The sequence below is a fragment of the Pseudoxanthomonas sacheonensis genome (genome assembly GCF_010093305.1).
Classification (GTDB): domain Bacteria; phylum Pseudomonadota; class Gammaproteobacteria; order Xanthomonadales; family Xanthomonadaceae; genus Pseudoxanthomonas_A; species Pseudoxanthomonas_A sacheonensis.
This window is the reverse complement of the sequence record NZ_PDWS01000012.1, coordinates 104,685-129,150: the sequence shown is the minus strand read 5'-3', so window position 1 is coordinate 129,150 and position 24,466 is coordinate 104,685. Positions and strand designations below refer to the sequence as shown.

Sequence of the window (24,466 nt, the reverse complement as noted above, 5' to 3'; positions counted from 1 at the left end):
TAGCGGGTGGGGTCGATCATTCGCCGCATTTTCCTCCCCATCCGGGGGAGGGGCAAGCAAATGCCTGAACACCTATTCCATCGGCGCCCGCAGGGTGTGCAAGGCTGAGAGGTCGGTGCGTAGCGCCGAGTGAGGGGCGAACGGAGTCCGGATGTCTGATACGCCTTGACCTTCGTTGCCCCTCACCCCAACCCCTCTCCCGGCGGGAGAGGGGCTCAAGATCAGGCCGAGAGCTTGGAACGCTTGGGCAGTTGCGCCTTCAGGAAGGCCATCTGGTCGGCCAGGATGTTGCGGTTGGAAAGAATCAGGTGCTCGATCCAGCTGGGGCGGTACGGAACCGCCAGCAACGGCATGTTGGCCTGCTGCGGGGTGCGGTTGGCCTTGCGGGAATTGCAATGGAAACAGGCGGTGACCACGTTTTCCCAAATATCGCGCCCGCCCTTGGACAGCGGCAGCACGTGGTCGCGGGTCAGGCTGGGGCGCGAGTATTCGTGGCCGCAATACAGGCACAGCTGGGCATCGCGGGCGAACAGGGCGGTGTTGGTCAGGGTAGGCGTGGGCGACAGCGCATGCGAGCGCGCATGGCCGCGCGAAGCGACGATGGGGTGCAGCTCGATGATGCTCTGTTCGCCGGTCATGCGGCTGGTGCCGCCGTGCACGCGCAGGCAGGGGTCGCCCAGGGTCCAGGCGACGGCGTCGCGCGCGTACAGGCAGGTGGCGTCCTGCCAGTTGATCCAGTCCAGCACGCGGCCATGCGCATCCAGCGACAGCAGGCGCACGGTGTTGGAGCGGGAGGCAGGGTGCAGCGCGGAGAGGACCGGGATCGCGGAGGATCTGGCGCCGATACGGTGAAGCTGAGCTGGGTCTGCTTCCATCGGGGAAACAGGTTATACCTAAATGTTGATGATTTGTGTACAGCCCGGTCTCGGTTCTGTAGGAGCGGGCCCTGCCCGCGACGCTTTTCCCGGCCGGAAAGCGTCGCGGGCAGGGCCCGCTCCTACAAGGGGCTATGCGCCGAAGCGTTCGGCTTCCATGGCCATCAGCGGCGCCGCGCCGGATTCGATGGCCGCGGCATGGGTCAGGGTGCGCGGCAGGATTCGGGCGAAGTAGAAGCGGGCGGTCTCGCGCTTGGATTGCTTGAACGCATCGCTGTGCGCCGAAGCCTCCGCCGCGGCCACGCTGCGCGTCCACCAATAGGCCAGCGCGACATAGCCGGAATAGAACAGGTAGTCGGTGCTGGCCGCGCCGATCTCTTCCGGGTCCGCCGACGCGCGCTGCAGGATGCCTTGCGTCAGCGCGGTCCATTCGGCGGCTTTCTGGCGCAGAGGCACGATGAATTCGGCCAGCGACGCATCGCCTTCGTGCTCCTTGGCGAACGCCTCCATCTGCGCGAGGAACAGCTTCAGGCCGGCGGCCTTGGTCGAAGCGGTCTTGCGCCCCATCAGGTCGAGCGCCTGGATGCCGGTAGTGCCCTCGTACAGCGTGGTGATGCGTGCGTCGCGCGCCAGCTGCTCCATGCCGTGTTCATGGATGTAGCCGTGCCCGCCGAAGCATTGCAGGGCGTGGTAGGTGTTCTCGATGGCCCATTCGGTCTGGCAGGCCTTGGAGATCGGGGTCAGGAAGCTGACCAGCACGTCGGCCTGTTCGCGCTCGGCCGGGTCTTGCGCGTGGTGGGCGACGTCGATCAGGGTGCCCGCGTGCAGGGCGAGCAGGCGGCTGCCTTCGACCAGCGATTTCACCGTCAGCAGCATGCGCCGCACGTCGGGGTGCACGATGATCGGGTCGGCGGGTTTGTCGGGGAATTTCGGGCCGCTGAGCGAACGCGTCTGCAGGCGGTCCAGCGAATAGCGCAACGCGTTCTGGTAGGCGCGTTCGGACAAACCCACGCCCTGCAGGCCCACGCCCAGACGGGCGGTATTCATCATCGTAAACATGGCCAGCAGGCCTTTGTGCGGCTGGCCCACCAAGTAGCCTTCGGCGCTGTCGAAATTCATCACGCAGGTGACCGAGCCCTTGATGCCCATCTTGTGTTCGATGGAACCGCAGCGCAGCGCATTGCGCTCGCCCATGCGGCCGTTGCGCGCGACCTTGAACTTGGGCACGACGAACAGCGAAATGCCCTTGGCGCCGGGTGGCGCGTCCGGCAGTTTCGCCAGCACCAGGTGCACGATGTTCTCGGTCAGGTCGTGCTCGCCGGCGGTGATGAAGATCTTGGTGCCGCTGATGGCGTAGCTGCCGTCGGCATTGGGTTCGGCGCGGGTCTTCAGCAGGCCCAGGTCGGTGCCGCAATGCGGTTCGGTGAGGCACATGGTGCCGGTCCAGCGGCCCTCGACGATGGGCTTGAGGAAGGCTTCGCGCTGCCAGTCTTCGCCATGCTGCCTCAATGCCTCCACCGCGCCGTGCGACAGCAGCGGGAAGTTGCCCCAGGCCAGGTTGGCGGCGTTGATCATTTCGTTGAGCGGTACGCCCATGACATGCGGCAGGCCCTGGCCTCCATGTTCCGGCGCCGCGGTCAGGCCGGTCCAGCCGCCTTCGATGAACTGGCTGTACGCCTGCTGGAAACCGGGCGGGGTGGTCACATCGCCGGTGGCCTTGTCGAAGCAGCAGCCGATCTCATCGCCCACGCTGTTGAGCGGGGCCAGTACGGTTTCGGTGAAGCGCGCGGCTTCGTCGAGCACGGCGTCCAGCACGTCGCGCGTGGCCTCGCCATAACCCAATTTCGCGAACAGCGCTTCCGCGCCCAGCACGTCGTAGAGGGCGAAACGGATATCGGTCAGTGGGGCTTTGTAGGTGCTCATGGGGTCCGGAAATGGGGAATGGGTTGTTGGGAATCGGGAATGGGTTGTCGGGAATCGGGAATCGGGAATCGGGAGTCGGGAGTCGGGAGTCGGGAGTCGGGAGTCGGGAGTCGGGAGTCGGGAGTCGGGAGTCGGGAGTCGGGAATCAAGCATTCCGCTTTCGCCTCCCCCTTTGAAAAAGGGGGATTGAGGGGGATTTGCTTTTGCTGTTGCTGTTGCTCGTCTTAAAGCAAGAAGATCAAGAGCAAATCCCCCTAGCCCCCTTTTCCAAAGGGGGCAAAGCGAATCCTTCCCGATTCCCGATTCCACAAGTCAGCGCAACACGCCGTCCAGGCCCGGCACCGGATTCAGCGTATTGCGCGAATCGATGTCGAAGGAGCGGGACTTCTTCTCGTCCGGCACCGCCTGCAGCTTGCCCTTCAGCGTGTAGCCCAGCGAATGCCGGCCGGCCAGGGCATCGGCCACCGCCATGCGCGCTTCCGCAGTCGGCTTGAAAGGCAGGCTGACCACATCCGCAGATTCCGGACCGATGGAAATCCCGGGCGCGGCGCGCAGGCTGCCGGCGCTCTGGTCGCCGACGGTGATGGCAAGGTCGGCGCTGTCGAAGCGCATGGGGATGCTGCTGTAGTTCTGCAGGCGTAGATCCAGCGACCAGCTGCCGTCGGCATTGACGGTCAGTTGCTGGATGCTGGCAGCCGGCTCGGAAACGCGCCGCACCAGCCCGCCGCCGCACGCGGCCAGGAAAACCGAAATCGACAGAAGACAAACCCAACGCGCGACACCCTTCATGCCCATCCTCCGATCAGCGATGGACAAGGATACTACGGCGTATGGGGTGAACCTCTACCGCAATGGCGCGGCCATGATCAGTGGGCCCAGGTCGTAGCCCATGGCGGCGGCGCGGGCCTTGATCTGCTCGAACAGAGCGCGGTCCATGGATGGCTCCCGCGACAGTATCCACAGATATTCGCGGTCCGGTTCGCCCACCACGGCCCAGGTGTAGCCGGGGTCCAGATCTATCACCCAGTAATCGGCCCAGACGAAAGGCAGCCAGGACAGCCAGTTGGGCGCGAAGCGCACCTCCAGCCGTCCGGGGTGGCCTTCCACCGGCCGCGCCAGACCTTCGGCGACACTGGTTTCCCCATTGGCGGTGCGGCAGGCGTTGCGTACGCCGATCAGCTGGTCTTCGCGCAGGGTATAGGCGGCGGTGATATCCCCCGTGCATTTGTCCTGGAAGGACATCGGCAGGTGGGCGATTTCATACCACTGGCCCGCATAGCGTGAGATATCCAGGGCCGGCACCGAAGTGACGGGGTTGGTGGCCTGGGCGCCGGGGGCGACGCAGGCCAGCAGCAACAGCACGGCGGTCAGGCTACGCATGCATCGGGCTCCGCAATCGGAGGCACAGCTTAAGTTGCCCGCAGCACGCGATGTGTAAAGTAGTCGTTGCGCCTGATCTGCGACCTCCGGGGTAGGCCAAGCGGTTGATCTGGATCGCTTTCCTTGGGAAGTTCCGTCTTCGTGCCTTGCCGGGTGTTGTCCGGCGGCTCAGCCGTAGGTGCTGACCCGCTCGGGCGGCTTCCCTTCGCTCTCCACTTCCACGCCGGTGGGCCTGTTGGAGAAGGTGTGCCGGGCTTCGGCGATGGTGTTGGCGACCGCCAGGGCGGCCGACTTTTCGGGGAACCAGAAGATGGGCTTGCCGTCGTCCATCAGTTTCCAGCCTTCGTAGGAAGGGCGGAGCATCAGCAGGGAGCGGGTCATGGCCAGGTATCCGGTCGGTCCCAGCGAAGCATGGCGGCTTCGGCTGCGGGTTGATCGCGGCACTCTGTTCCTTGTGCGTAACGGCGATTCCATCGCCGGCACAGAATGCCCGTGCCGCAAGCGCACCGCAGTCGGGCGAGGGCGCGGCATTGGGTAGGAAAAGTCTGACTGCGCGCGAAAATCCGCTTGGCGACAACTCGGGACGGCAGCGCGATGCGTCTAGATATCGCTGGCCAGCTGCGACGGACGCGCTTTGCGCACCGCTGATGAGCGGACCCGTGCCGCCCGTTTTTTCGCCCAGATGAGCACGCCGGTCAGCGACAGCATCGCCACCAGAAGGCCCATCAGCGAAACCAGTATCCGGCCAGGCACGCCGATGATCCGGCCCGAATGCAGCGGGAACTGCGCCTGCATGAAGATGTCGCCGGCCGAACCGGTACCCGGTACCTCCGCGCCCGCCGGTTGCCCGGTGTTCGCGTCGAAGTAGAGCCAGGGATTACCGAGTCCGCCATCGCCATGATCCTGCCCCGGCGCGAAGAAGCCTACGCCGTACACGCCATACATGGACGAGTAGAACACCGCGCCGGCCGGCGCCTGCCAACCGCGCATGCGGCCGGCGGCGATGCCCAGCTCGACGCTGCGCTCGCGGGTGATGGAGGGTTCTATCGGCTTCTCCAGCGGGGCGGGAGTGCGCGTATCGAAGGGCGAAGGGGTCAGCGTCGAGAACGTCGACACCAGCGGCCGCATCACCTGCTGGCCCAGGTTCATCGACACCGAGGTGATCGCCAGCGTAAGCAACAGCAGCCATACCCATACGCCGCCGGAACGATGCAGGTCGAAATTGAGCTTGTAGCCGCGCTCGCGCCAGCGGAAGGCGAACGATTTGCGCCAGGCGCGCAGGTTGGGGAACGAAAGCCACAGCGCGATGCCGCTGTCGATCGCCCAGACGATGCCGACGATGCCCATGAACAGCACGCCGATCTCCATGCCCCAGCCGTCGGGGATGTGCATGCTGTAGTGCAGCTTGTACAGGAACGGCAGCAGGTTTTCGCGCGACAGGGAGACCGCTCCCCACATGCGCTTGCCCTGGATCCTGCCGCTTGCGGGATCGAGTGCGACCTCGTTGTAGTCGACGTCGTACAACTGGCCGCTGGCGGGGTCGACGCGCGGTTCGATGGACAGGTTGAGCGCATGTCCGGGTTCCACCGCCAGAGGCGCATAGGTCACGCGTATGCGCGGATCGGCCGCTTCCACCTGGGCAGCCAAGGCGAGCGTGGATTGCGGCTGGCCCGTGCTGGAGGCGTGATAGAACTGGGGATTGAGCCACTCGTCCAACTCGTGGTCCCACGAAATCACCGCGCCAGTCAGTCCCGATACGAACAGGAAGACGGCGATGAACAGGCCGAACCAGCGGTGCAGGAGTACGAAAGACCGACGCATCTGTTTTTCCTACTCCTGCGTTGCGGATCGCATGGGGTTCACCAGCGGTACCCGATGGTCGCGATCGCCTTGCGCTTGGTGCCGAACCAGCAATCGCCGCGGTCCAGGCAGGTGGCGATATAGGTCTTGTCGGTCGCGTTGGCGATATTCAGCGCCAGCCGCCATGGGCCCGTTTCGTAGGACAGCATCAAGTCCAGCAGCGTGCTCGAAGGGGTGGTGGTCACGTCGATGCCATCGCTGGTCTTGCCGACGTAACGCACGCCGGCGCCCGCCTTCAGGCCGGGCACGCCGTAGACGTCGAACTTGTGCAGCGCCCACACCGCGGCCGAATGCTTGGGGATGCCGCTCAACTGCTTGTCCAGATAGGCGAGCGAATCTTCCCCGACGCTGGTCTGGCGCGCGTCCATGTAGGTGTAGTTGGCGATCAAATCCCAAGCGGTCAGGTTGGCCGCTACTTCCAGTTCAACTCCTTTCACGGTGACTTCGCCGCGCTGGACGGATTCGTTGGTATGTGCGGGATCGGCGCTGAGTCGGTTCTTTTCTTTCAACTGATAGATCGCAGCGGCGGCGGTGATGCGGCCATTCTCCGGCGACCACTTCACGCCGGCCTCGGCCTGCTTGCCGCGCTTCGGCTCGAACGCGTTGCCGAAGAAGTCGGTACCGGCTACAGGCTCGAACGATTCGGAATAGCTCACGTAAGGCGACCAGCCGCCGTCTGCAAGGTAGACAAGACCAAGATTCTTGCTGGTCGCCGAATCTTCGGTACGCGAAGGGGTCTGCGTACCTTCGTAAGTGACCAAGGTGTCCGTCTTCGCTCGATCATGGCGCAAACCGGCCACCAGCACCCAGCGATCGTCGAACTTGATCTGGTCCTGAACCAGCACGCCGACGTTGCGCACCCGGGTAACGGTGTCGGTGGCCGGCGTGTCCAGATACGCGGGCAGCGGAAAAGTGCCGTAGACAGGGTTGTACACATCCAACGGGGTAGCGACACCATCCCCCCAGGAAACCTGGCGCATGCGCGAGTTCATGGCGTCCACGCCGAACAGCAAGGTGTGCTGGGTGCGGCCGAGCGTCAGTTTTCCTTCGAACAGCAGATCCGCGTTGTTGATGCGCGCAGTGTCGTCGGTGAAGTACCAAAAGCGGTTGAGATAAGTGCCATCCGGATCCGGTGCGCCGGTGGCATCGACGAAGCCTTCCCACCAGGCCGCGTACATGGTGCGCATCTTGCCGTCGATGTCGTCGTGGCGCAGGTGATGGCGCAGAGTCCAGTTGTCGCCCAGCTTCTGTTCGAACTCGTAGCCGGCCCGCTTGCGGGTGCCGCCGTAGTAATCCCAATCGGGTTCGCTGATGAAAGTGTCGTACGGAATCTTGCCGTTGGGTGCCGCCGTGAGCGTGCCGACGATGGGGAAGAAGCCGTTGGTGTTGCCGGTTTCGTCCTTCTGGTATTCGGCGTAGGCCGTCAGTGTGGTGCTGTCAGTGGGCTTCCAGGTCAGCGACGGAGCGATGAAGGTGCGCTTGTCGTCGGCGTGGTCGACCTGGGTGCCGCTGTCCTTGCCCAGCGCGACCAGGCGGTACAGCAGCGTGCCGTCGTTGTTCAAAGGACCGGTGAGATCCAGGGCGATCTGCTTGTGGCTGTCGTTGCCCACCTGCACGCTGATCTCGCGCTGCGCCGTTTCCTGCGGCCGCTTGGAAACCAGGTTGACCACGCCGCCGGGGCCGTTCTGTCCCGCGATCACCGAGGCCGGGCCGCGCAGCACTTCGATGCGTTCGAAGGCGTAGGGTTCGTTGCGGACCACGCCGTACCAGCCGGTTAGCGGCACGCGCAGGCCGTCTAGCAGCACCGAACCTTCGCTGCCGCCGCGTAGCGTGAACCAGTCGCCGCGGTTGTCCAGTCCGTACATCTCCGAACGCACGCCGGCGGTGTAGCGCAGCACTTCCTGCATGGTCTGTGCGTTCTGGTCGCGGATCTGCTCCTTGCTGATGACCGAGATCGATTGCGGGATTTCGTTGAGCGGGGCGTCGGTCTTCATGACGCCGCTGTGCCCGGAGACATAGCCCTCATTCGCTTGTCCCTGGACTTCCACGGCGTCCAAGGTCTTGGCGTCGGCAGTTCCCGGCATGTCCTGGGCAAGCACGGTTGCCGGCGCGAACAACGCAACCGCCATGCACCGAGACAACAAAGCGCGCCGCAAGGCGGCAACAGGAGAGGAAGGCAAGGGAAGGGTCTGGATGGAAGGGGATCGCATGGATATTCCGGAAGGCGAGGGTTTTAAGATAATGAGAATCATTATCTATTGAGAATGGATCGTATTTCAACCGCCGCACATCCGGCCGTTCTGTATGGATTGAAGGTGTCTCAGAGGGCGTACGCGCATCATGGCGAGGCCATGAGGTAGCCCGAGCTTCTTTTGCGAGAAATGGGTTACAGGCTAAAAAGCAAGCTGCTATGCGCGGACGCCTGCGGGAGCCAAAGACAAAAAGGGCTTCCATCGCTGGAAACCCTTCGGTAAACATCAACTTTGGTCCACCAGAAATGGTGGCCGGGGAGGGAATCGAACCCCCGACACAGGGATTTTCAATCCCTTGCTCTACCGACTGAGCTACCCGGCCGCTGCACCTGCGGCCAAGCCGAAGTGAGGGGCGGCATGATACGGGGACGGGGCCCGCGCGGCAAGCCGCCTGTGCGCTGAACACGCGGTGGAGCGGTTGGTTTTGCTTCAACCCGGGGAGCGCATTATTGGCGCGAATCCCCTCCACGACCCGGAGCAAAGCATGAAACGCACGCTCTTATTGCTGGCCCTGACGCTGTCGCTCGGGGCTTGCAGCACGACCCGGATGACCGACGCCGAAACCCTGGCCCTGTACAAGGGCCACGCTGGCGAGCCGGTCAAGAGCTTCCAGTACCTGGGTCATCTCAACGGATGGACTCCACTGGGCGACACCGCGCTGGCGGTCTGGACCAAACCTACCCAAGCCTATCTGCTGGAACTCTACGGTCCTTGCAACGACCTGGAATTCGCTCCGGCGATCAGCCTGAGCAGCATCGCCAACAGCGTCTCGGCGCGGTTCGACAATGTCTACGTGCACGGAGGCGGCGCGCCCAGCATGCGGCTTCCCTGCAGAATCGAAACCATTCGCCCGCTGGATGTGAAAGCGCTCAGACAGGCGCAGAAGGATCTACGCGAGGCCCAGCTGGTGGAGCGGGAGGCAGCTGCGGGCGGTTGAAAAAAGCCCCTCTCCCGACGGGAGAGGGGTTGGGGTGAGGGTACGGCGGAGTCCATGTGGTACAGATTTATGGACTCCGCCGCACCCTCATCCGCCCTACGGGCACCCCGTATCAAGTACGGGGCAGGCTCTTCTCCCGGCGGGAGAAGGGTTTACTCCTCGGGCACATACCCCGCAGGCTTTTCCGCCTCCCCCGAAAACAGGAATTTCTCCAACTCCGCCTCCAGGAACGCGCGGTGCTTGGGATCGCGCGGCGACAGGCGGTTCTCGTTGATCAGCATGGTCTGGTGCGCCAGCCACGCAGCCCAGGCGGACTTGCCGATGTGCGCATAGATGCGCTGGCCCAGTTCGCCGGGATAGGGAACGAAATCCAGGCCCTCGGCCTCGCGTTTTTCGTATTCGCAGAAAATGGTTCTTGGCATGGCTGTCCTTTTATTCGCCGAGCAATGCGGGCAATCCGCCGAGCAGTTTCCGGATGGGCGCGGGCAGTCCCAGCGAAACCAGCTCGGCGCGCGCCGCCCAGCGCAGATCGTCATTGTCGCGCACAGCATCGCGCGCAGCGAGCGTCCGCCAATGCAGCGGATGCATGCGCAGACGGTAGTGAGTGAAGGTGTGCGGGATTTCTGCCAGTGCTTCGGCGCCATCGTAATCGCCCTGCAGATGCGCCGAGAACCAGACGCGTGCCTGTTCGTGGGTTTCCGCCTCCGGCAACGACCAGAGCGAAGCCCAGATGCCGGTCGGCGGGCGACGCTGCAGCAGGATTTCGCCCGCCGCATTCTCCGCCAGCAGCACCAGTGCCGTGCGTTCGGGCAACGGCTTGCCGGGACGGGAAGTGGGAAGTTCTTCGACGCGGCCTTCATTCAACGCGACGCAATCGCTGCTTAGTACGCACAGCATGCAGGCCGGGTTCTGACGCGTGCACAGGGTGGCGCCGAAATCCATCTGCGCCTGGGTGTAGTCGGCCATGCGCGAATGGGGAAGGTGCGACTGCGCCAAGGCCCACAATTCCTTTTCCACCGCTGGCGCGTTCGGCCAACCGGCGATGCCGTGGTAGCGGGTGAGCACGCGCTTGACGTTGCCGTCCAGGATCGCGAAGCGATCGCCCCAGGCCTGCGCAAGGATCGCACCGGCGGTGCTGCGGCCGATGCCCGGCAGCGCGATCAGCGCATCGAAATCGCGCGGCAGATCGCCGCCGTGCAGTTCGACGCAGCGACGCGCGGCCACGTGCAGATTGCGCGCGCGGGCGTAATAGCCCAGCCCGGACCATTGCGCCAATACTTGGTCCAGCGATGCCGCGGCCAGATCCGCCAGGGTGGGAAACACGCCGACGAAACGTTCGAAGTACGGCATCACCGTCTTCACTTGCGTCTGCTGCAGCATGATTTCCGCCAGCCATACGCGGTACGGCGTGCGCGGATGCTGCCAAGGCAGGTCGTGGCGGCCGGAATGATCGAACCATTCCAGCAGGCGCTGCGCGAAGGTCTCTGGCATAGCGCTCATTCCGGCACGCGGCTCGCGGGAATGCTGGGGTCTTCCATTTGCAGCTCAACGCCTTCCAGCACCGCACCCGACACTTCCAGTTTGGGCGTAGTCAACGTGCCGCTGAGGGGCGGAAGCGGGGAACCCTTGGTACCGGCTGCGCTCCAGTCCATGATTTCGAACAGGCGGAAACGGCCGTCGAATTCGGTCCGGTCGCGTTGCAGTCGTAAGGCAGCTATTCCCGACAGGTCGCTGGCGCCGTCGTAGTGCAGTGCGAAGGGAAGCGGCGAGTTGGATTGTCCAAGTGGCGGCGGCAGGGCCGGCCATGCGGAGGGCCAGCCGGCGAGGTCGCCATCAAGGTCGATGCGCAGACCATCGGCGAGGGACAAGCCGCCCGCGGCATCCAGTGTGGGCATCACGTCCTGGCCGCGCAGCGACACGCCCACGGGTTGCAGGGCGATGGTTTTGTCGCTGAGCAGCAGCGGTCCGGCAAGGCCCAACGCGAACGGCAGCGAAGTGTCCCCGGAGACATAGCGCGACTGTGCGCTTAGTACGGCGTTGTCCAGGCCGATGCCTTGCTTGCCGCGCAGTTTCGCCGACAGGTTGATCCGCGAAGGCAGTCGCCACTGTGCGCTTTCGAGCGTGATCTGGCCTACGACTCCAACGCCTGCGCCTACTTCTGGCTTGGTCAAACTTGCATAGACGTCGACCGGCACCCGCAGTTCGCCGCCTGCATAGCGCCCGCGCAGACGCATGCGCAAGGGTCGCCCCGGCGTCAGCGACGGCAACTCGGCATCCAGTGCTTCGATCTTCCAGTCGTTGCCCAGGATTTGCCCGCGCACGATGCCGATTCCACGCGACAGTGTGGGCATTGGAGTGTCGCTGGGTGGCCGTTTGGCCTGCCAGCGTTGGAATGCGGCCATGTCCAGCACCGGCGCATCCAGTTCCAGCCGGTTTGCGGTCAGGTCGCTGCCGCGCGCGCGCAAGGTGGACCACGGCACCGAAATGAAGATGCGTTCGGAGCGAAGGATCACCGCATCGCCGTCCGCGTCGCGGGCCACGACATTGCGCGCCACTAGTTGCGGCGTGCCGCGCAGGCGGTAGTCGCCTGCGCCTTCGGCGGTGATCCGCATTCCCAGCACATCGCCGGCCATCGACAGTATCCGCGGCACCAGCCATGCCGGATCCAATAGCCAGCGCAATACGACCGCGCCGGACAGGACCACGGCCGCCAACGCCAGCAGCGCGATCTTGCGGCGCCGAGTCACGCGGACGCGCTCGGGTATTTGATCACCTGGTGGCATTCATTCTGTCGCAACCCACGAACGGATTTTATGTACACGCCGATGGCATTCAGAATGCCCGACGGTCTGTCTCACGCGCCAAGCGTTTCCGGCAGCAACGCATCGACGAAGGCCTCCGCATCGAACACGCGCAGATCCTCCGAACGCTCGCCGATGCCGGCATAACGGATCGGGATGCCGAACTCGCGCGCCAGTGCGAACACCACGCCGCCCTTGGCGGTGCCGTCCAGTTTGGTCACCACCAGTCCGGTGACGCCGACGGCGGCATGGAACTGGCGCAGCTGCGACAACGCGTTCTGTCCGGTGGTGCCGTCGATGACCATCAGCACTTCGTGGGGCGCGCTGGGGTCCAGTTTGCCCAGCACGCGGCGGATCTTGCCCAGTTCGGCCATCAAGCCCTGTTGCGTGTGCAGGCGCCCGGCGGTATCGGCGATCAGCACTTCCATGCCGCGCGCCTTGGCCGCCTGCAACGCGTCGAACGCCACCGATGCCGCATCGGCGTCCTGTCCCTGGGCGATCACCGGTACGCCGTTGCGTTCGCCCCAGGTCTGAAGTTGCGCCACCGCGGCGGCGCGGAAAGTGTCGCCGGCGGCCAGCATCAGGCTGTGGCCCTGTTCTTTGAAGCGGCGTGCCAGTTTGCCGATGGTGGTGGTTTTGCCCACGCCGTTGACGCCGACGGTGAGCACGACGAAAGGCCGGCGGGCGCGGTCGATCTGCAGCGGCAGCGCCACCGGTGCCAGCATCGCGATCAGTTCAGCGCGCAGGGCCTTGAGCAGGGCCTGGGCGTCGCTGAATTCGCGCGCCTTCATGCGCTTGCGCAGGCCTTCGACCAGGGCCGTGGTCGCGGGCACGCCGACGTCGGCGGTGAGCAGGGCCGTTTCGATCTCGTCCAGCAGATCGTCGTCCAGCTTGGGATTGCGGGAAAACAACCCGCCCAGGCCGCGCGCGAAACCGCTACCGCGCAGGCGTTCGCGCCACCCGGGTTTTCCGGCCGGCGCGGCAGCGGGCAGGGTGGCTTCGGTCGGCGGTGCCTCGGCGATGGTTTCGGCGGCCACCACTGGATCGGTGGATGCGCTTTCCCGGCTGGTTTCGGGGAATGCGGCGGCCAGCTCTTCCGTACTGTAACGGCGTGTGGCGTCGCTCTCAGGCGGAGTTTCGGAACCGGAGGCGGGCTTCTTGCGACGGAAAAAACTGACCATTGCTCGGGGATATCGGAGAATACGCACATGCTAGCACCGGCACCCCGATGGCCCCGATGAAACCCGCCCCGCACGCCGCCGAGGCCGGCAAGATCCGCATCATCGGCGGACGCTGGCGCGGCACCCGTCTGTCCGTGCCGGCCAGCCCGGGCCTGCGTCCCAGCAGCGACCGGGCGCGCGAGACGTTGTTCAACTGGCTGATGCCCGTGCTGCCGGGCGCGCGGGTGGTCGACGCGTTCGCCGGCACCGGCGCGCTGGGCCTGGAAGCGGTGTCCCGCGGCGCGGCCAGCGCGGTGCTGGTGGAGCGCGACCCGGCCCTGGCCCAGGCCCTGCGCGCGACGGTCGCGCGTCTGTCGGCGCAAGCGTCGGTGGAAGTAGCGCAGAGCGATGCGCTGGCCTGGCTGGCGCGGCAGGCGCCTGCTTCGTTCGATCTGGCCTTCGTCGATCCGCCTTTCGGCGCCGGCCTCTGGCAGGCGACGCTCGACGTCCTGCTGCCGACTCTGGCGCCGGATGCGTGGGTGTACGTCGAATCTCCGCACGACCAGGCGCCTGCGTTGCCGCCGCAATGGAGCTTGCACCGCGAAGGCCGCACCCGCGAGGTGCGTTTCGCCCTCTACCGCGCACCCGGCCGGCGCGGCACTGATACACTGAACGGCAACATTTCCGTGGCGGCTCCTGAATGACTGTGGCACGCACCCGCATCGCGGTTTATCCCGGCACATTCGACCCTATCACCAACGGCCACATCGACCTGATCGATCGTGCCGGCCCCTTGTTCGAACGCTTGGTCATCGGCGTTGCCGAAAGCCCGGGAAAAGGCCCGGCGCTGCCGCTGGAACTGCGGGTAAGGCTGGCGCGCGAGGCCGTGGCCCATCACCCGCACGTGGAAGTGCGCGGCTTCAATTCGCTGCTCGCGCATTTCGTCAAGGAAGTAGGCGGCGGCGTGCTGCTGCGGGGGCTGCGCGCGGTTTCCGATTTCGAATACGAATTCCAGCTGGCCAGCATGAACCGCCACCTCATTCCGGAAGTGGAAACGCTGTTCCTGACTCCGGCCGAGCAATATGGCTTCATTTCGTCCTCGCTGGTGCGCGAAATCTCGCGGCTTGGCGGGGATGTGTCGGGTTTCGTGCCGCAGGCGGTGGCCGTCGCGCTGCAGGAACAGTGGCGGCTCAAGACTGCGGGCTGATCCATGCCGTACCATTCACCGCAAGACTTATCGGAGGGGAAAAAACCATGAAGATCGCCACACGACTGTTGCTCGCCGCTTGCCTAGTATTGACGTTCGCCGCCTGCAAGAAGCAGGAAGCCGCCGCGCCCGTGGAAACGGCGCCGCTCACCGCTCCCACCACCGCCGACGACGCTGCCTGGAAGGCGTACCTGCAGGACGTGGTGAGCCGCAACATGGGCGACATCACCAACAGCCCGTTCGTCTATTACCTGACCAGCCAGAGCAATCCCAAGTTCGAGAGCGACTACAAGGGCCAGCTTGACCAGGTCCGCAACGCCCTGGCGCGCGGCATCGTCGGCGGCAACCTGATCGCGTTCGGTTCGCCCGAATCGGCCAAGATGGCCGACATCGCAGTGGCCGGCTTCAAGGACGTGCCGCCGGACACCATGAAGAAGGTCAAGATCATCTTCATCGGCCAGGCTGCCGACAGCGAGCGGGTCAAGGCTGCGGTCACCGCTACCGGCGCCGATTACGTTTTCGTCGAAGCCAAGTGATCCGCGCGGGCGTGGCCGCGTCGCGGCCACGCCTTGCGGACCAGTAACTCCGGAACCAGCAAAACAGCGCTCTTGAACCTTCAACCATGTCACTGAAGATCAACGAGCTGTGCGTGAACTGCGACGTGTGCGAACCGGCCTGTCCCAACCAGGCCATCGCCATGGGCGAAACCATCTACGTCATCGATCCCGCACGATGCACCGAGTGCGTCGGCCACTACGACGAACCCCAATGCGTGGTCGTCTGCCCGGTGGAATGCATCGACCCCGACCCGGCATTTCCCGAAACAGAGCAGGACCTGCTGGCGAAACTGCGCCGGCTGCAACAGGAGCAGGCATGAAATCGCGCAAGCGTTTGGCTGGATTCCTATTCGCATGCACGGTAGCGCTGCTGCCTGCGACCGCCCTGGCGCTTTCGCCGCAGACGCGGCCCGTTTCCGCTTCGCTCGCTGCGCACCCGCCGGGCGCGGCCATCGCCTCGGGCCACCACCTGGCAACCGACGCAGGGCTGCAGGTGCTCGCCGAAGGCGGCAATGCCTTCGATGCGGCCGTGGCGGTGTCCTCGACCTTGTCGGTGGTGGAGCCGATCAGCTCCGGTCTGGGCGGTGGCGGGCTCTTCCTGCTGCATGACGCCCGCAGCGGCAAGGACGTGATGCTGGATGCGCGCGAGTACGCGCCGGAATCGGCCACGCCCGAGCAATTCCTGGACAAGAAAGGCGAGCTGGACCGGGACCGCTCGATGAACGGCCCGTGGTCGGCCGGCATTCCGGGCCTGCCGGCGGCGCTGGTGGAACTGGCCGGCAAGTACGGCCGTCTGCCGTTGCGGCAATCGCTGGCGCCCGCCATCCGTATCGCCCGCGAAGGTTTTCCGGTGTACGCGCGCATGGCCAAAGGCTACGCGTCGCGTCGCGAAATCATGGACCGCTACCCGGGTACGCGTGAGGTCTATCTGCGCAACGGCAAGCCGATCGCGGAAGGCGACATCTTCCGTCAGCCCGAATTGGCGCACACGCTGGAGCTGCTGGCGGCCGAAGGTTTCGACGGTTTCTACCGTGGCGAGACCGCGCGCAAACTGATCAAGGGCGTGAACCAGGCCGGCGGCCGTTGGACCGCGCGGGAACTGGCCGCCTATCAGGTGAAACAGCGCACGCCCATCAGCCTCGACTACCGGGGCTGGAAGGTGACCACCGCGCCGCCGCCGTCCTCCGGCGGCATCGCGCTGGCCGAAATGCTGCAGATCCTGGAACCCTGGAACCTGCAGGAACTGGACGAAGCGCACCGCATCCACCTGGTGACCGAAGCCATGCGCCGCGCCTATCGCGACCGCACCTTTTTCCTGGGCGATCCGGATTTCGTGGAGATCCCGCAGAAGGTGCTGACCAGCCGCGATTACGCGCAAGGCCTTCGCGCCACCATCCATCCGGACAAGGCCACGCCCAGCGATCTGCTCTCGGGCAAGCCGACGCCGCTGGAGGACGACGAAACCACCCACTTTTCGATCATCGACGCCGAAGGCAACCGGGTCGGCGGCACGCAGACGGTCAACCTGCTGTACGGATCGGGCCTGATACCGCCCGGCACCGGCGTACTGCTCAACGACGAAATGGACGATTTCGCCCTCAAGCCCGGCACACCCAACGCCTTCGGGGTGATGGGCTACGAGGCCAATGCGCCCAAGCCTGGCAAGCGCATGCTCAGCTCCATGACGCCCACCTTCATGGAATCTCCCGACAAGGTCGTGGTGCTGGGCACCCCCGGCGGCAGCCGCATCATCACCATGGTGTTGCTGGGCGTCCTGGGCTACGACGCCGGGCTGTCCGCGCAGCAGGTCGCCGCGCTGCCGCGCTACCACCACCAATGGCTGCCGGACGCGATTTCCGCCGAAAGCGGTGCGTTCTCGCCGGAAGTGGCCAAGACGCTGGAAGCGATGGGGCACGAGGTCGATCTGCCTGGCGACGAAGCGGCCGGCGGTCGCGGTTCCAGCCATGTCTGGGGCAACCTGCAGACCGTGGCCTGGGACCGGGCAAGCGACGTATTGTCCGCGGGCAGCGACCCGCGCAATCCGGTCGGTGGGGCCAAAGTGGTGATCGCAGCCGACCCACCCAAACCCTGAGCGATTTCGTTCGCCAGCAACGGCGATAGAATCCGCCTGCTACCTCTTCACTCTCATAGGCGGGATCGCGTGGCGGACAACGAAAAAAAGCCGGTCATCAACCATCTGCCCGCGATACTCACCGGCAGCGCGGCGCTGATCGCCGCGTTGACCACGGTCTACGTCAACATCCGCAACGACATCAAGGACGAGGCGCCGCCGCCGGCCGTGGTGGCCACCGCCAAGCCCGCCGAGGCGAAACCGGCCGCACCCGCCGGACCGCAGGAGCTGCGCCTGCAATTGCAGCGCGTGGCCGTGCAGCACGATGGTGCGGTAGGCAATGCCGACTGGCGCTTCGCCATCGAGGCCGACGGCCAGCCGTTGTTCGCGTTCGAACAGGAAGCGATGACCTCCGAAGGCGGCCGCAACATCGTGGTGGTGGCCGAAGACCGCAATGCCCGCGCCAACCTCGAACTGGCGCCAGGCAAGCGCATCCCCATCACCATCAAGGGCTGGCGCAGCGGCTGGTTCAAGAGCAGCGACCAACCGGCGGTCAGCGGGCAAGGCTGGGTGGCCTCGGCCGGCGCGCTGGCGCCTATCGCGGTGAAAGCCGCTGACGAGAGCAAGGGCGCATTCACCTTTTATTTCTCGGCCGTACCCGAAAAAGAGTAGGCCTTACGGCAGGGCGCGTCGTAGAACTGTCGTAGGAGCGACGTGAGTCGCGAAGGCCAATGGCATTGGTTTCGCGACTCACGTCGCTCCTACGAGCTCCTACGAGTTCCTACAAAAGGCGGGAGTACAATCGGGTCATGAAACTCTGGTCCCTGCTAGGCAATTCGCAAAAGCTCGACGGCGGCGCGATGTTCGGCAATGCGCCGCGCGCGATGTGGGAGAAATGGTCGCCGCCGGACGAAGAGAACCGCATCGCGCTGGCGTGCCGCGCCTTGCTGGCCAGTCCGCTCAACGGCAAGACCGTGCTGTTCGAAACCGGTATCGGCGCGTTCTTCGAACCGAAGCTGCGCGAACGCTACGGCGTACAGGAGCCGCAGCACGTGCTGCTGGAGTCGCTGGCCGCCGCCGGTTTCGGCCATGAGGAAGTGGAGGTCGTCGTATTGAGCCATCTGCACTTCGACCATGCCGGCGGCCTGCTGGCGCCATGGGCGGAGGGCAGGGCGCCCGAACTGCTTTTCCCCAACGCGACTTACGTGGTCGGCGCGCAACACTGGCAACGCGCGCTGCACCCGCATCCGCGCGACCGTGCCAGTTTCATTCCCGAGCTGCCGGGCTTGCTGCAGGCCAGCGGGCGGCTTGAGATCGTGGATGGCGAATTTTCCAAGGCGCTCGGCCGCAGCGTGCGCTTCAGCTATAGCGACGGCCATACGCCGGGGCTGATGCTGGCGGAAATCGTCGGCCCCGAAATCGTCGATGGCCAGGCGCACGGCGGCGTGGTGTTCTGCGCCGATCTGATTCCGGGACGTTCCTGGGTGCACGTGCCCATCACCATGGGCTACGACCGCAATGCGGAACTGCTGATCGACGAGAAGCGCGCGTTTCTGGAAGACAAGTTGGCGCGCAACGTGCACCTGTTCTTCACCCACGACACGGAATGCGCGCTGGCGCAGGTGACGCGGGACGAGAAGGGCCGCTTCGGCACCACGCATGAAGTGGCTGAGTTGCACGCGCGGCCGCTGGCGGCTTGATGGTTTGAGCCCCTCTCCAGCGGGAATCGAAGCCGCCTCAAGCGGCTGAGGGTTGGGGTGAGGGTACGGCGGAGTCCATGTGTTCGGGCATCATGGACTTCGCCGTACCCTCATCCGTCGCTTCGCGCCACCTTCTCCCGCAGGGAGAAGGGAGAGAAGCTTCACCCAATCCGCGTCCCGAAAATCCGATCGCCCGCATCGCCCAGCCCCGGCAGGATGTAACCGCGCTCATTGAGGCGCTCATCGATGGCGGCGGTGTAGATCTCCACATCCGGATGCGTTTTCTCCAAAGCCGCCAACCCTTCCGGCGCGGCGACCAGGAAGATGCCCTTGATCCGCCTACAGCCCGCGCGCTTGAGCATGTCGATGGTGGCGATGAGCGTGCCGCCGGTGGCCAGCATCGGGTCCAGGATCAACGCATCGCGTTCCTCCAGGCGGCCGGTCAAACGCTCGAAGTAGGGCACCGGCTGCAGGGTTTCCTCATCGCGTTGCAGGCCGATCACGCTGACGCGTGCGGTCGGAATCAGCGCCAGCACGCCAGGCAGCATGCCCAGCCCCGCGCGCAGGATCGGCACCAGGGTGATCTTGGCGCCGGCGATCTTCTGCACCTGCACCTGGCCGGCCCAGCCGGCCATGGTTTCCGCTTCTGTTTCCAGGTCCGCAGTCGCCTCGTAGGCCAGCAGCGTGCCCAGCTCGGTCACCAGTTCGCGGAAATCCTTGGTGTTGAGGCTGGCGTTGCGCAGCAGGCCGATCTTGTGGCGAACCAGTGGATGGCGGACTTCGACGATCTTCATGGCAAGGCTACCCGCAAGGATGATGTTCCCAGTCTGCCTCAAGCCTCGCGTACTGTCGAAACCGTAAAGCGTGGGAGCGCCGTCCCGGCGCGAGCTCTTGCTTTGCATAGGGTCATCGAGCAAGAGCTCGCGCCGGGACGGCGCTCCCACGACTAGCGAAGGACTAGCGAATCAGAACGCCCAGCGCATGACCAGCTGATAGCTCGGGCCTGCCTCTTCGGATTCCAGCTCGTATTCGTCGTAGTCGCGGTCGATCTGGTCGGCCTCGTTGTCGAACTTGTGGAAGTATTCGTCCTTCGACGCATCCAGCAGGTTGGCCGCACTAAGCCGTACCGAGAGCGTCTTGCCGAAGCGCTTCTCCACGAACACTTCCAGATCGTCGCCGTACTTGACCGTCACTTCCTCGGCCAGGATGCGGCTGAAGGCGTCGCCCTGCTTGCGGTAGGTCGCGCCGAAGCTGGCCGCCCACGACGGCAGGTCCTGGATGAAGCCGATGTTGTAGACGCTTCTGGCCTGGTCGTTGAAGCGGCGCTCGCCGATGAAATCGGTGACCTTGCTGTTGAGGTAGGAGTAGTTCAGGAACACGCCGGTGTTCGGCATGCCCAGCGCGGTCAGCGGCGTGGAAAGATCGAACTCGACGCCGTAGACCTTGCCGTCGCCGACGTTGGCCGAGGTGAACAGCCAGCTTTCCGGGTCGAACTCGAAATCGTCCTCGGTCGAGCCGGGATTCTCCTCGAGGAATTCCTCCAGCTCTTCCTCGTAGGTATCCTGCGCGTCTTCGCTCAACTCGCCGGTGTTGACCAGTTCGATCAGATTCTTCACGTCGCGATAGAAGAAGTTGACTCCGATCACGCCGTGCTTGCCGAGGCGGTGTTCGAAACCCAGGTCGATGCCGTTGGCGGTTTCCGGATCCAGCAGCGGATTGCCGACGTAGTCGTTGTCGCCGAATTCGCCGTCCAGCACGGCCGGAATCAGCTCGTTGAAGTTCGGTCGCTTGACGCTCTTGGCCAGCGACAGGCTGATGCGGTCGGCATCGGTCAGGTCCCACTTCAGGTGCAGCGAGGGCAGCAGTTCGTTGTAGTCGTTGCTGGCGGTGCCTTCCACTTCGTCGTCCTCGCTGTAGCGGATGTCGGACTTGGTGGTTTCGTAACGCAGGCCGGCTTCCCACGAGAACACCTCGCCCTTGCCGGTCAGCATGACGTAGGGATCGACGCGGGTTTCCTCGATCAGCGAGCCGACGGTGCCGTCGAGTTCGTACACGACCGGGTCGCCTTCTTCCTCGGCTTCCCACTCGTAGTTGGTGTAGACGACGTCGCGTTTCTTCTTGCGGTAGTCCGCGCCGAACTCGAGTTCGGCGCCGCCGACCGGGCGCTTGTGCGCGATCTTGAAGCTGGTTTCGGTGTCGTCGGCTTGCACGGCCGAAGCCTCGGCTTCGGAGGCGTCCCACTCGCCGTTGACGTACTCGTGCGACTCCTCGCGCTCGGCGCTGTTGTCCTCGAACTTGGCGTAATCCAGGTCGAACTCGGTGGTGCCGCCGGCCATGTCGAACCGGTACTCGGCGCCGATGCCCCAGTTCTTCTGGTCGATGGGGTTGAAGCCCGGAACGTTGGCTTCGATCACGTCCTCGTCGTCGAACTCGATCTCGTGCGAGACCTCTTTCACGTCGCGGTCGGTCTTGACGTAGAAGCCGTCGATGCTGAAGCGCCCGGTTTCGCCGACATCGGCGGTGTAGGAAAGGTTGGCCGAATAGTCGCGGCCGTCCTTCACTTCGGTCTGGTCCTCGAAGCTGACCAGTTCTTCCATCGACGGGTCGCCGAAGCGGTCCGAACGCTTGACCTTGGCGCGGTAGCGGTCCTGCACGTTGATGCCGGCGAGGAGGCGGCCGCCCAGGGCTTCGCCGCTGGTCACGGCGCCGAAGGTCGGATTCACTTCGCCGTCGTACCAGCGGTTCAGGCCCAGGCGCAGGTAGCTGCCGTCGAACGCGTAGGCATCGCGCAGCACGATGTTGATCGCGCCGGCGATGGCGTCGCCGCTGCGGTTGGCGCTGGTGCTGCGCAGGATCTCGATATGGTCGACCATTTCCGCCGGGATGCGGTCCACCCAGAACGAGCGGTCGTCGCCGGCGCCCGGCATCTTCTTGCCGTTGATCAGCACCTGGGTGTAGCCGGCGGCCATGCCGCGCATCATCACGCCATCGAATTCCATGATGTCGGAACCGACGAAGGTCACGCCGGGCAGGCGTTTGAGCATGTCGCCGACGGTGGACGGCTCGAAGCGCTGGAAATATTCCAGGTCGTAGGACAGCACCGGAGCCGTGTCGTCGGAGCGGTTGCGGTAGGTGATCTCGCCCTGCACCACGATGGTGTCCAGTTGCTTGGCCTCGCTGGCGCCGTCCGGCGTTTGCGTCGCCGTCTGCGCCAGCGCGGTAGCCGTAAACGACGCGAACGCCGCGCAGGCCAAGGCGTGCGACAGGCCTGCCGCAAGGAGGTTCTTCTTCATTGCCACGCTTCCCCGTGAAGTTAATCCGCATGTTCTACGGGAGGGTTGTGGCGGAAATATGACGCGCGTGGAGAGCGGCGCGGTTCGGGTTTCAATTTTGTTTCCGGTTCGCGCAATCCACGGCAATGGCGTCCGGGTCACGCGACTGACATGCGGGGTTCATATTGCGGACGTAGAAGTTCCCGATTCGATGCGCAGACGATTTCGGCCCACCAGGTCCGCCCATGCGGAGAACGCATCGCGGAATCGCTTCAATGTTTCGCCAGGCAGCTTTGCAAAGCCAAAGCGTGAAAAGGAAGTGCAAAATGTAGGAGCGGGCCCTGCCCGCGACGCTTTTCCATCGAAAAGCGTCGCGGGCAGGGCCCGCTCCTACAGTTGAGTGCGGTTGCGCCGGCTCTTAGGCGGCTGCCGCCTGAGACAGGCGCGGCCCTTCGCGCAGCGCCTGCCCGACCATGCCGACCAGCAGGTCCAGCTCATCGGCCGTCATCGCGAAATGCGGGGTGAAACGCAGCGAGTTGGCGCCGCCGTGGATCACATTGAGCCCGCGTTCGCGCAGCCACTCCTCGGTGGAGCCGGCGCCGTAGCACTTGAACTGCGGGGCCAGTTCGCAGGAGAACAGCAGCCCGGTCCCCTGCACCTTGGTGATCAGGCCGCCCAGTTCCGATTTCAGCTTCTCGAGCTTCTCGACCGCTTCCGCGCCGCGCTTGCGGATGTTCTCGCGCAATTGCGGGGTGAGCAGGCTCAGCACCGCACAGGCCACGTCCAGCGCGCGCGGGTTGCTGGTCATGGTGTTGCCGTACACGCCCTTGCGGTACAGGCCGGCGGCGCGTTCGTTCACGGCGAGCACGGACAGCGGGTACTGCGCGGCGTTGAGCGCCTTCGAATAGGTTTCCATATCCGGCGCATCCAGGCCTTCGAAGCCGGGATAGTCCACGATGGACAGTACGCCGTGCGCGCGCAGGCCGGCCTGGATGGAATCGACCAGCAGCAGGCTGCCGTGGCTGCGGGTCAGTTCGCGCGCGACTGCGTAGAAAGCCGGCGGCAACGAGCGGCCGGGGTCGCCTTCGCCCATCACCGGCTCAAGGAACACGGCTTCGACGAACCAACCCTTGCTGTCGGCGTCGGCGAACACGCGCTTCAACGCTTCGGCGTCGTAGGGATCGACCGCGATCACCGAATCTTCGTTGCGGTAGCTGGCCAAGTGCTGCTGATAGGCCTTGCGCGAGGAATCCGAATACAGGGCGGGGCGCTCGGTGCGGCCGTGGAAGCTGCCTTTCACCACCACGCGCTTGATCGTCCGGCCGGCGTACTTGGCGCCGGCATCGGTCTGCAGCTTGGTGTTGATGTCGGCGATGCGCGCGGCCAGGCCGACCGATTCGGAGCCGGAATTCAGGCACAGGAACTTGGCGAACGGACAACCGCCGCGGGTGTGGCCGATCTCCTTGCGCAACGCGCGGTCGAAGCGCAGCTGCGACAGGCTGGGGGTCATGATATTGGCCATCACCTGCGGGCGCGCCATCGCTTGCATCACCGCTTCGGGCGTGTGCCCGAAACCGATCATGCCGTAGCCGCCGGCGTCGTACAGCACCGCGCCGTTGATGGTGACCACCCACGGGCCGCGCGCGGCCAGGGCGACGTAGGGGTTGACCGCGTCTTCGGCGTAGAAGTTGATGTAGCCGCCCTGCACGGCGCGCAGCTGCGCGTCCTCGTCCAGGGCGAACAGATCGGCGAATTCATCGCGCAGGTTTTCGTGTTCGGCGGCTGCGGCCGCGACGGCCGCTTCCAGATCGGGGTGCGACTTGGCCAGGCGAATCAGGGTGGCGTCGTCCAGACCGGTGGTCATGCGTTTGCCCGCATGAGCGCGCAGCGGGGCGAGTTTTTCGATCAGGGTCATGGCGCTCTCCATTATATTTGGCGGCAAGCGGACCATTATCGGGATAATTTCGTCGTTTGATAGTGATGATTCGACTGTTTCATGGTAATTTTCGTCTAATCGACGAAAAATAAGCCCATGACGAAGATCACCCCTGCCGACCAGCTGCTGCTTTCCCTGCTGCGCGAGAACGCCCGCGCCTCCACCGCAGACATCGCTCGCCGGCTCGGGCTCTCGCGCACCACCGTGCAAAGCCGTATCGACCGCCTGGAGCGCCAGGGCGTGATCAGCGGTTATGCGGTGCGCCTGGCCGACGAATACGAACACGGCCAGATCCGCGGCCACATCATGATCGCGGTGCAGCCCAAGCAGATGGTGGCCGTGACCAAGGCGTTGCGGGCCATGCCGGAGCTGCGCCTGCTGCACTCGGTGACCGGTTCCTACGACCTGATCGCCCTGGGCGTGGTGCCCACCATGGCCGAAATGGACGTGCTGACCGACCGCATCGGCGAAATCGAGGGCGTCGAGCGCACCACCTCGGCGTTGATCCTTTCCACCAAGTTCGAGCGCTAGGCTC

23 protein-coding genes and 1 tRNA gene are annotated in these 24,466 nt (G+C 64.8%); 9 read left to right on the top strand and 15 right to left on the bottom strand.

Going from position 1 to position 24,466, the window contains the following annotated elements; translation table 11 throughout:
- Positions 1-221: 221 nt before the first annotated feature.
- From CSC73_RS11785 to CSC73_RS11750, 8 genes are all read right to left on the bottom strand, one after another.
- Positions 222-875, bottom strand: coding sequence for an HNH endonuclease (locus tag CSC73_RS11785; RefSeq protein ID WP_163840623.1), 654 nt, complete (start codon positions 873-875; stop codon positions 222-224).
- Positions 876-1,007: 132 nt separating this feature from the next.
- Entirely contained in the window at positions 1,008-2,798 is a 1,791-nt protein-coding gene (locus CSC73_RS11780) for an acyl-CoA dehydrogenase C-terminal domain-containing protein (protein ID WP_163840622.1), read from the bottom strand.
- Positions 2,799-3,110: 312 nt separating this feature from the next.
- A complete protein-coding gene (locus CSC73_RS11775; protein ID WP_163840621.1) occupies positions 3,111-3,587 on the bottom strand; it encodes an LEA/WHy family protein in 477 nt (158 codons plus the stop codon).
- A gap of 54 nt (positions 3,588-3,641) precedes the next feature.
- Complete coding sequence (locus CSC73_RS11770; protein ID WP_163840620.1) at positions 3,642-4,178, bottom strand: lipocalin family protein; 537 nt, start codon at positions 4,176-4,178, stop codon at positions 3,642-3,644.
- Between the two features lie 168 nt (positions 4,179-4,346).
- Positions 4,347-4,559, bottom strand: coding sequence for a hypothetical protein (locus CSC73_RS11765; RefSeq protein ID WP_163840619.1), 213 nt, complete (start codon positions 4,557-4,559; stop codon positions 4,347-4,349).
- Positions 4,560-4,778: 219 nt separating this feature from the next.
- Positions 4,779-5,999, bottom strand: coding sequence for a PepSY-associated TM helix domain-containing protein (locus CSC73_RS11760; protein ID WP_163840618.1), 1,221 nt, complete (start codon positions 5,997-5,999; stop codon positions 4,779-4,781).
- Between the two features lie 38 nt (positions 6,000-6,037).
- Positions 6,038-8,248 (bottom strand): TonB-dependent siderophore receptor, encoded by a 2,211-nt coding sequence (locus CSC73_RS11755; RefSeq protein WP_163840617.1) that lies wholly within the window; start codon positions 8,246-8,248, stop codon positions 6,038-6,040.
- 288 nt (positions 8,249-8,536) lie between these two features.
- Positions 8,537-8,612, bottom strand: a tRNA-Phe gene (locus CSC73_RS11750).
- Between the two features lie 162 nt (positions 8,613-8,774).
- On the opposite strand from CSC73_RS11750, the gene CSC73_RS11745 reads away from it, so the two are divergent.
- Positions 8,775-9,227, top strand: coding sequence for a DUF6491 family protein (locus tag CSC73_RS11745; protein WP_163840616.1), 453 nt, complete (start codon positions 8,775-8,777; stop codon positions 9,225-9,227).
- A 152-nt stretch (positions 9,228-9,379) separates the two neighbouring features.
- Here CSC73_RS11745 and CSC73_RS11740 read toward each other — a convergent pair whose 3' ends face one another.
- From CSC73_RS11740 to ftsY, 4 genes are all read right to left on the bottom strand, one after another.
- Positions 9,380-9,649, bottom strand: a complete 270-nt coding sequence (locus CSC73_RS11740; protein ID WP_163840615.1) for an oxidative damage protection protein — start codon at positions 9,647-9,649, stop codon at positions 9,380-9,382.
- A gap of 10 nt (positions 9,650-9,659) precedes the next feature.
- On the bottom strand, positions 9,660-10,727 hold the full coding sequence (gene mutY / locus CSC73_RS11735; RefSeq protein ID WP_163840614.1) for an A/G-specific adenine glycosylase: 1,068 nt from the start codon (positions 10,725-10,727) through the stop codon (positions 9,660-9,662).
- The gene (locus CSC73_RS11730; RefSeq protein ID WP_163840613.1) at positions 10,724-11,974 is read right to left on the bottom strand and encodes an AsmA family protein; all 1,251 of its coding nucleotides are present in this window, start codon (positions 11,972-11,974) and stop codon (positions 10,724-10,726) included. The genes mutY and CSC73_RS11730 overlap by 4 nt, the downstream gene beginning before the upstream one ends.
- Before the next feature lie 107 nt (positions 11,975-12,081).
- Positions 12,082-13,209, bottom strand: coding sequence for a signal recognition particle-docking protein FtsY (gene ftsY / locus CSC73_RS11725; protein ID WP_163840612.1), 1,128 nt, complete (start codon positions 13,207-13,209; stop codon positions 12,082-12,084).
- Between the two features lie 47 nt (positions 13,210-13,256).
- Between ftsY and rsmD the strand changes: the two genes are divergently transcribed.
- The 7 genes from rsmD (at position 13,257) to CSC73_RS11690 (ending at position 18,723) form a co-directional block, all read left to right on the top strand.
- Positions 13,257-13,892 carry a 16S rRNA (guanine(966)-N(2))-methyltransferase RsmD gene (gene rsmD / locus CSC73_RS11720; RefSeq protein ID WP_163840611.1) on the top strand — a complete coding sequence of 212 codons (636 nt, stop codon included), beginning with the start codon at positions 13,257-13,259 and terminating at the stop codon, positions 13,890-13,892.
- Entirely contained in the window at positions 13,889-14,395 is a 507-nt protein-coding gene (gene coaD, locus CSC73_RS11715) for a pantetheine-phosphate adenylyltransferase (RefSeq protein ID WP_163840610.1), read from the top strand. The genes rsmD and coaD overlap by 4 nt, the downstream gene beginning before the upstream one ends.
- A 47-nt stretch (positions 14,396-14,442) precedes the next feature.
- Positions 14,443-14,931, top strand: coding sequence for a hypothetical protein (locus CSC73_RS11710; RefSeq protein ID WP_163840609.1), 489 nt, complete (start codon positions 14,443-14,445; stop codon positions 14,929-14,931).
- A gap of 86 nt (positions 14,932-15,017) precedes the next feature.
- Entirely contained in the window at positions 15,018-15,272 is a 255-nt protein-coding gene (locus CSC73_RS11705) for a YfhL family 4Fe-4S dicluster ferredoxin (RefSeq protein ID WP_093281583.1), read from the top strand.
- A complete protein-coding gene (gene ggt / locus CSC73_RS11700) occupies positions 15,269-17,044 on the top strand; it encodes a gamma-glutamyltransferase (RefSeq protein ID WP_163840608.1) in 1,776 nt (591 codons plus the stop codon). Before CSC73_RS11705 ends, ggt begins: the two co-directional genes overlap by 4 nt.
- Before the next feature lie 69 nt (positions 17,045-17,113).
- The gene (locus tag CSC73_RS11695; RefSeq protein WP_163840607.1) at positions 17,114-17,695 is read left to right on the top strand and encodes a hypothetical protein; all 582 of its coding nucleotides are present in this window, start codon (positions 17,114-17,116) and stop codon (positions 17,693-17,695) included.
- A 137-nt stretch (positions 17,696-17,832) separates the two neighbouring features.
- Positions 17,833-18,723, top strand: coding sequence for an MBL fold metallo-hydrolase (locus tag CSC73_RS11690; protein WP_163840606.1), 891 nt, complete (start codon positions 17,833-17,835; stop codon positions 18,721-18,723).
- Positions 18,724-18,884: 161 nt separating this feature from the next.
- Here CSC73_RS11690 and upp read toward each other — a convergent pair whose 3' ends face one another.
- The 3 genes from upp to CSC73_RS11675 all read right to left on the bottom strand — a co-directional run bounded on the left by upp (position 18,885) and on the right by CSC73_RS11675 (position 23,910).
- Positions 18,885-19,517: a uracil phosphoribosyltransferase gene (gene upp / locus CSC73_RS11685; RefSeq protein WP_163840605.1), complete on the bottom strand. Its 633-nt coding sequence runs from the start codon at positions 19,515-19,517 to the stop codon at positions 18,885-18,887.
- 171 nt (positions 19,518-19,688) lie between these two features.
- Complete coding sequence (locus tag CSC73_RS11680) at positions 19,689-22,016, bottom strand: TonB-dependent receptor plug domain-containing protein (protein ID WP_163840604.1); 2,328 nt, start codon at positions 22,014-22,016, stop codon at positions 19,689-19,691.
- 397 nt (positions 22,017-22,413) lie between these two features.
- Positions 22,414-23,910 (bottom strand): aminotransferase class III-fold pyridoxal phosphate-dependent enzyme, encoded by a 1,497-nt coding sequence (locus CSC73_RS11675; RefSeq protein WP_163840603.1) that lies wholly within the window; start codon positions 23,908-23,910, stop codon positions 22,414-22,416.
- 117 nt (positions 23,911-24,027) lie between these two features.
- On the opposite strand from CSC73_RS11675, the gene CSC73_RS11670 reads away from it, so the two are divergent.
- Positions 24,028-24,462, top strand: coding sequence for an Lrp/AsnC family transcriptional regulator (locus CSC73_RS11670; protein ID WP_163840602.1), 435 nt, complete (start codon positions 24,028-24,030; stop codon positions 24,460-24,462).
- Positions 24,463-24,466 lie beyond the last annotated feature (4 nt).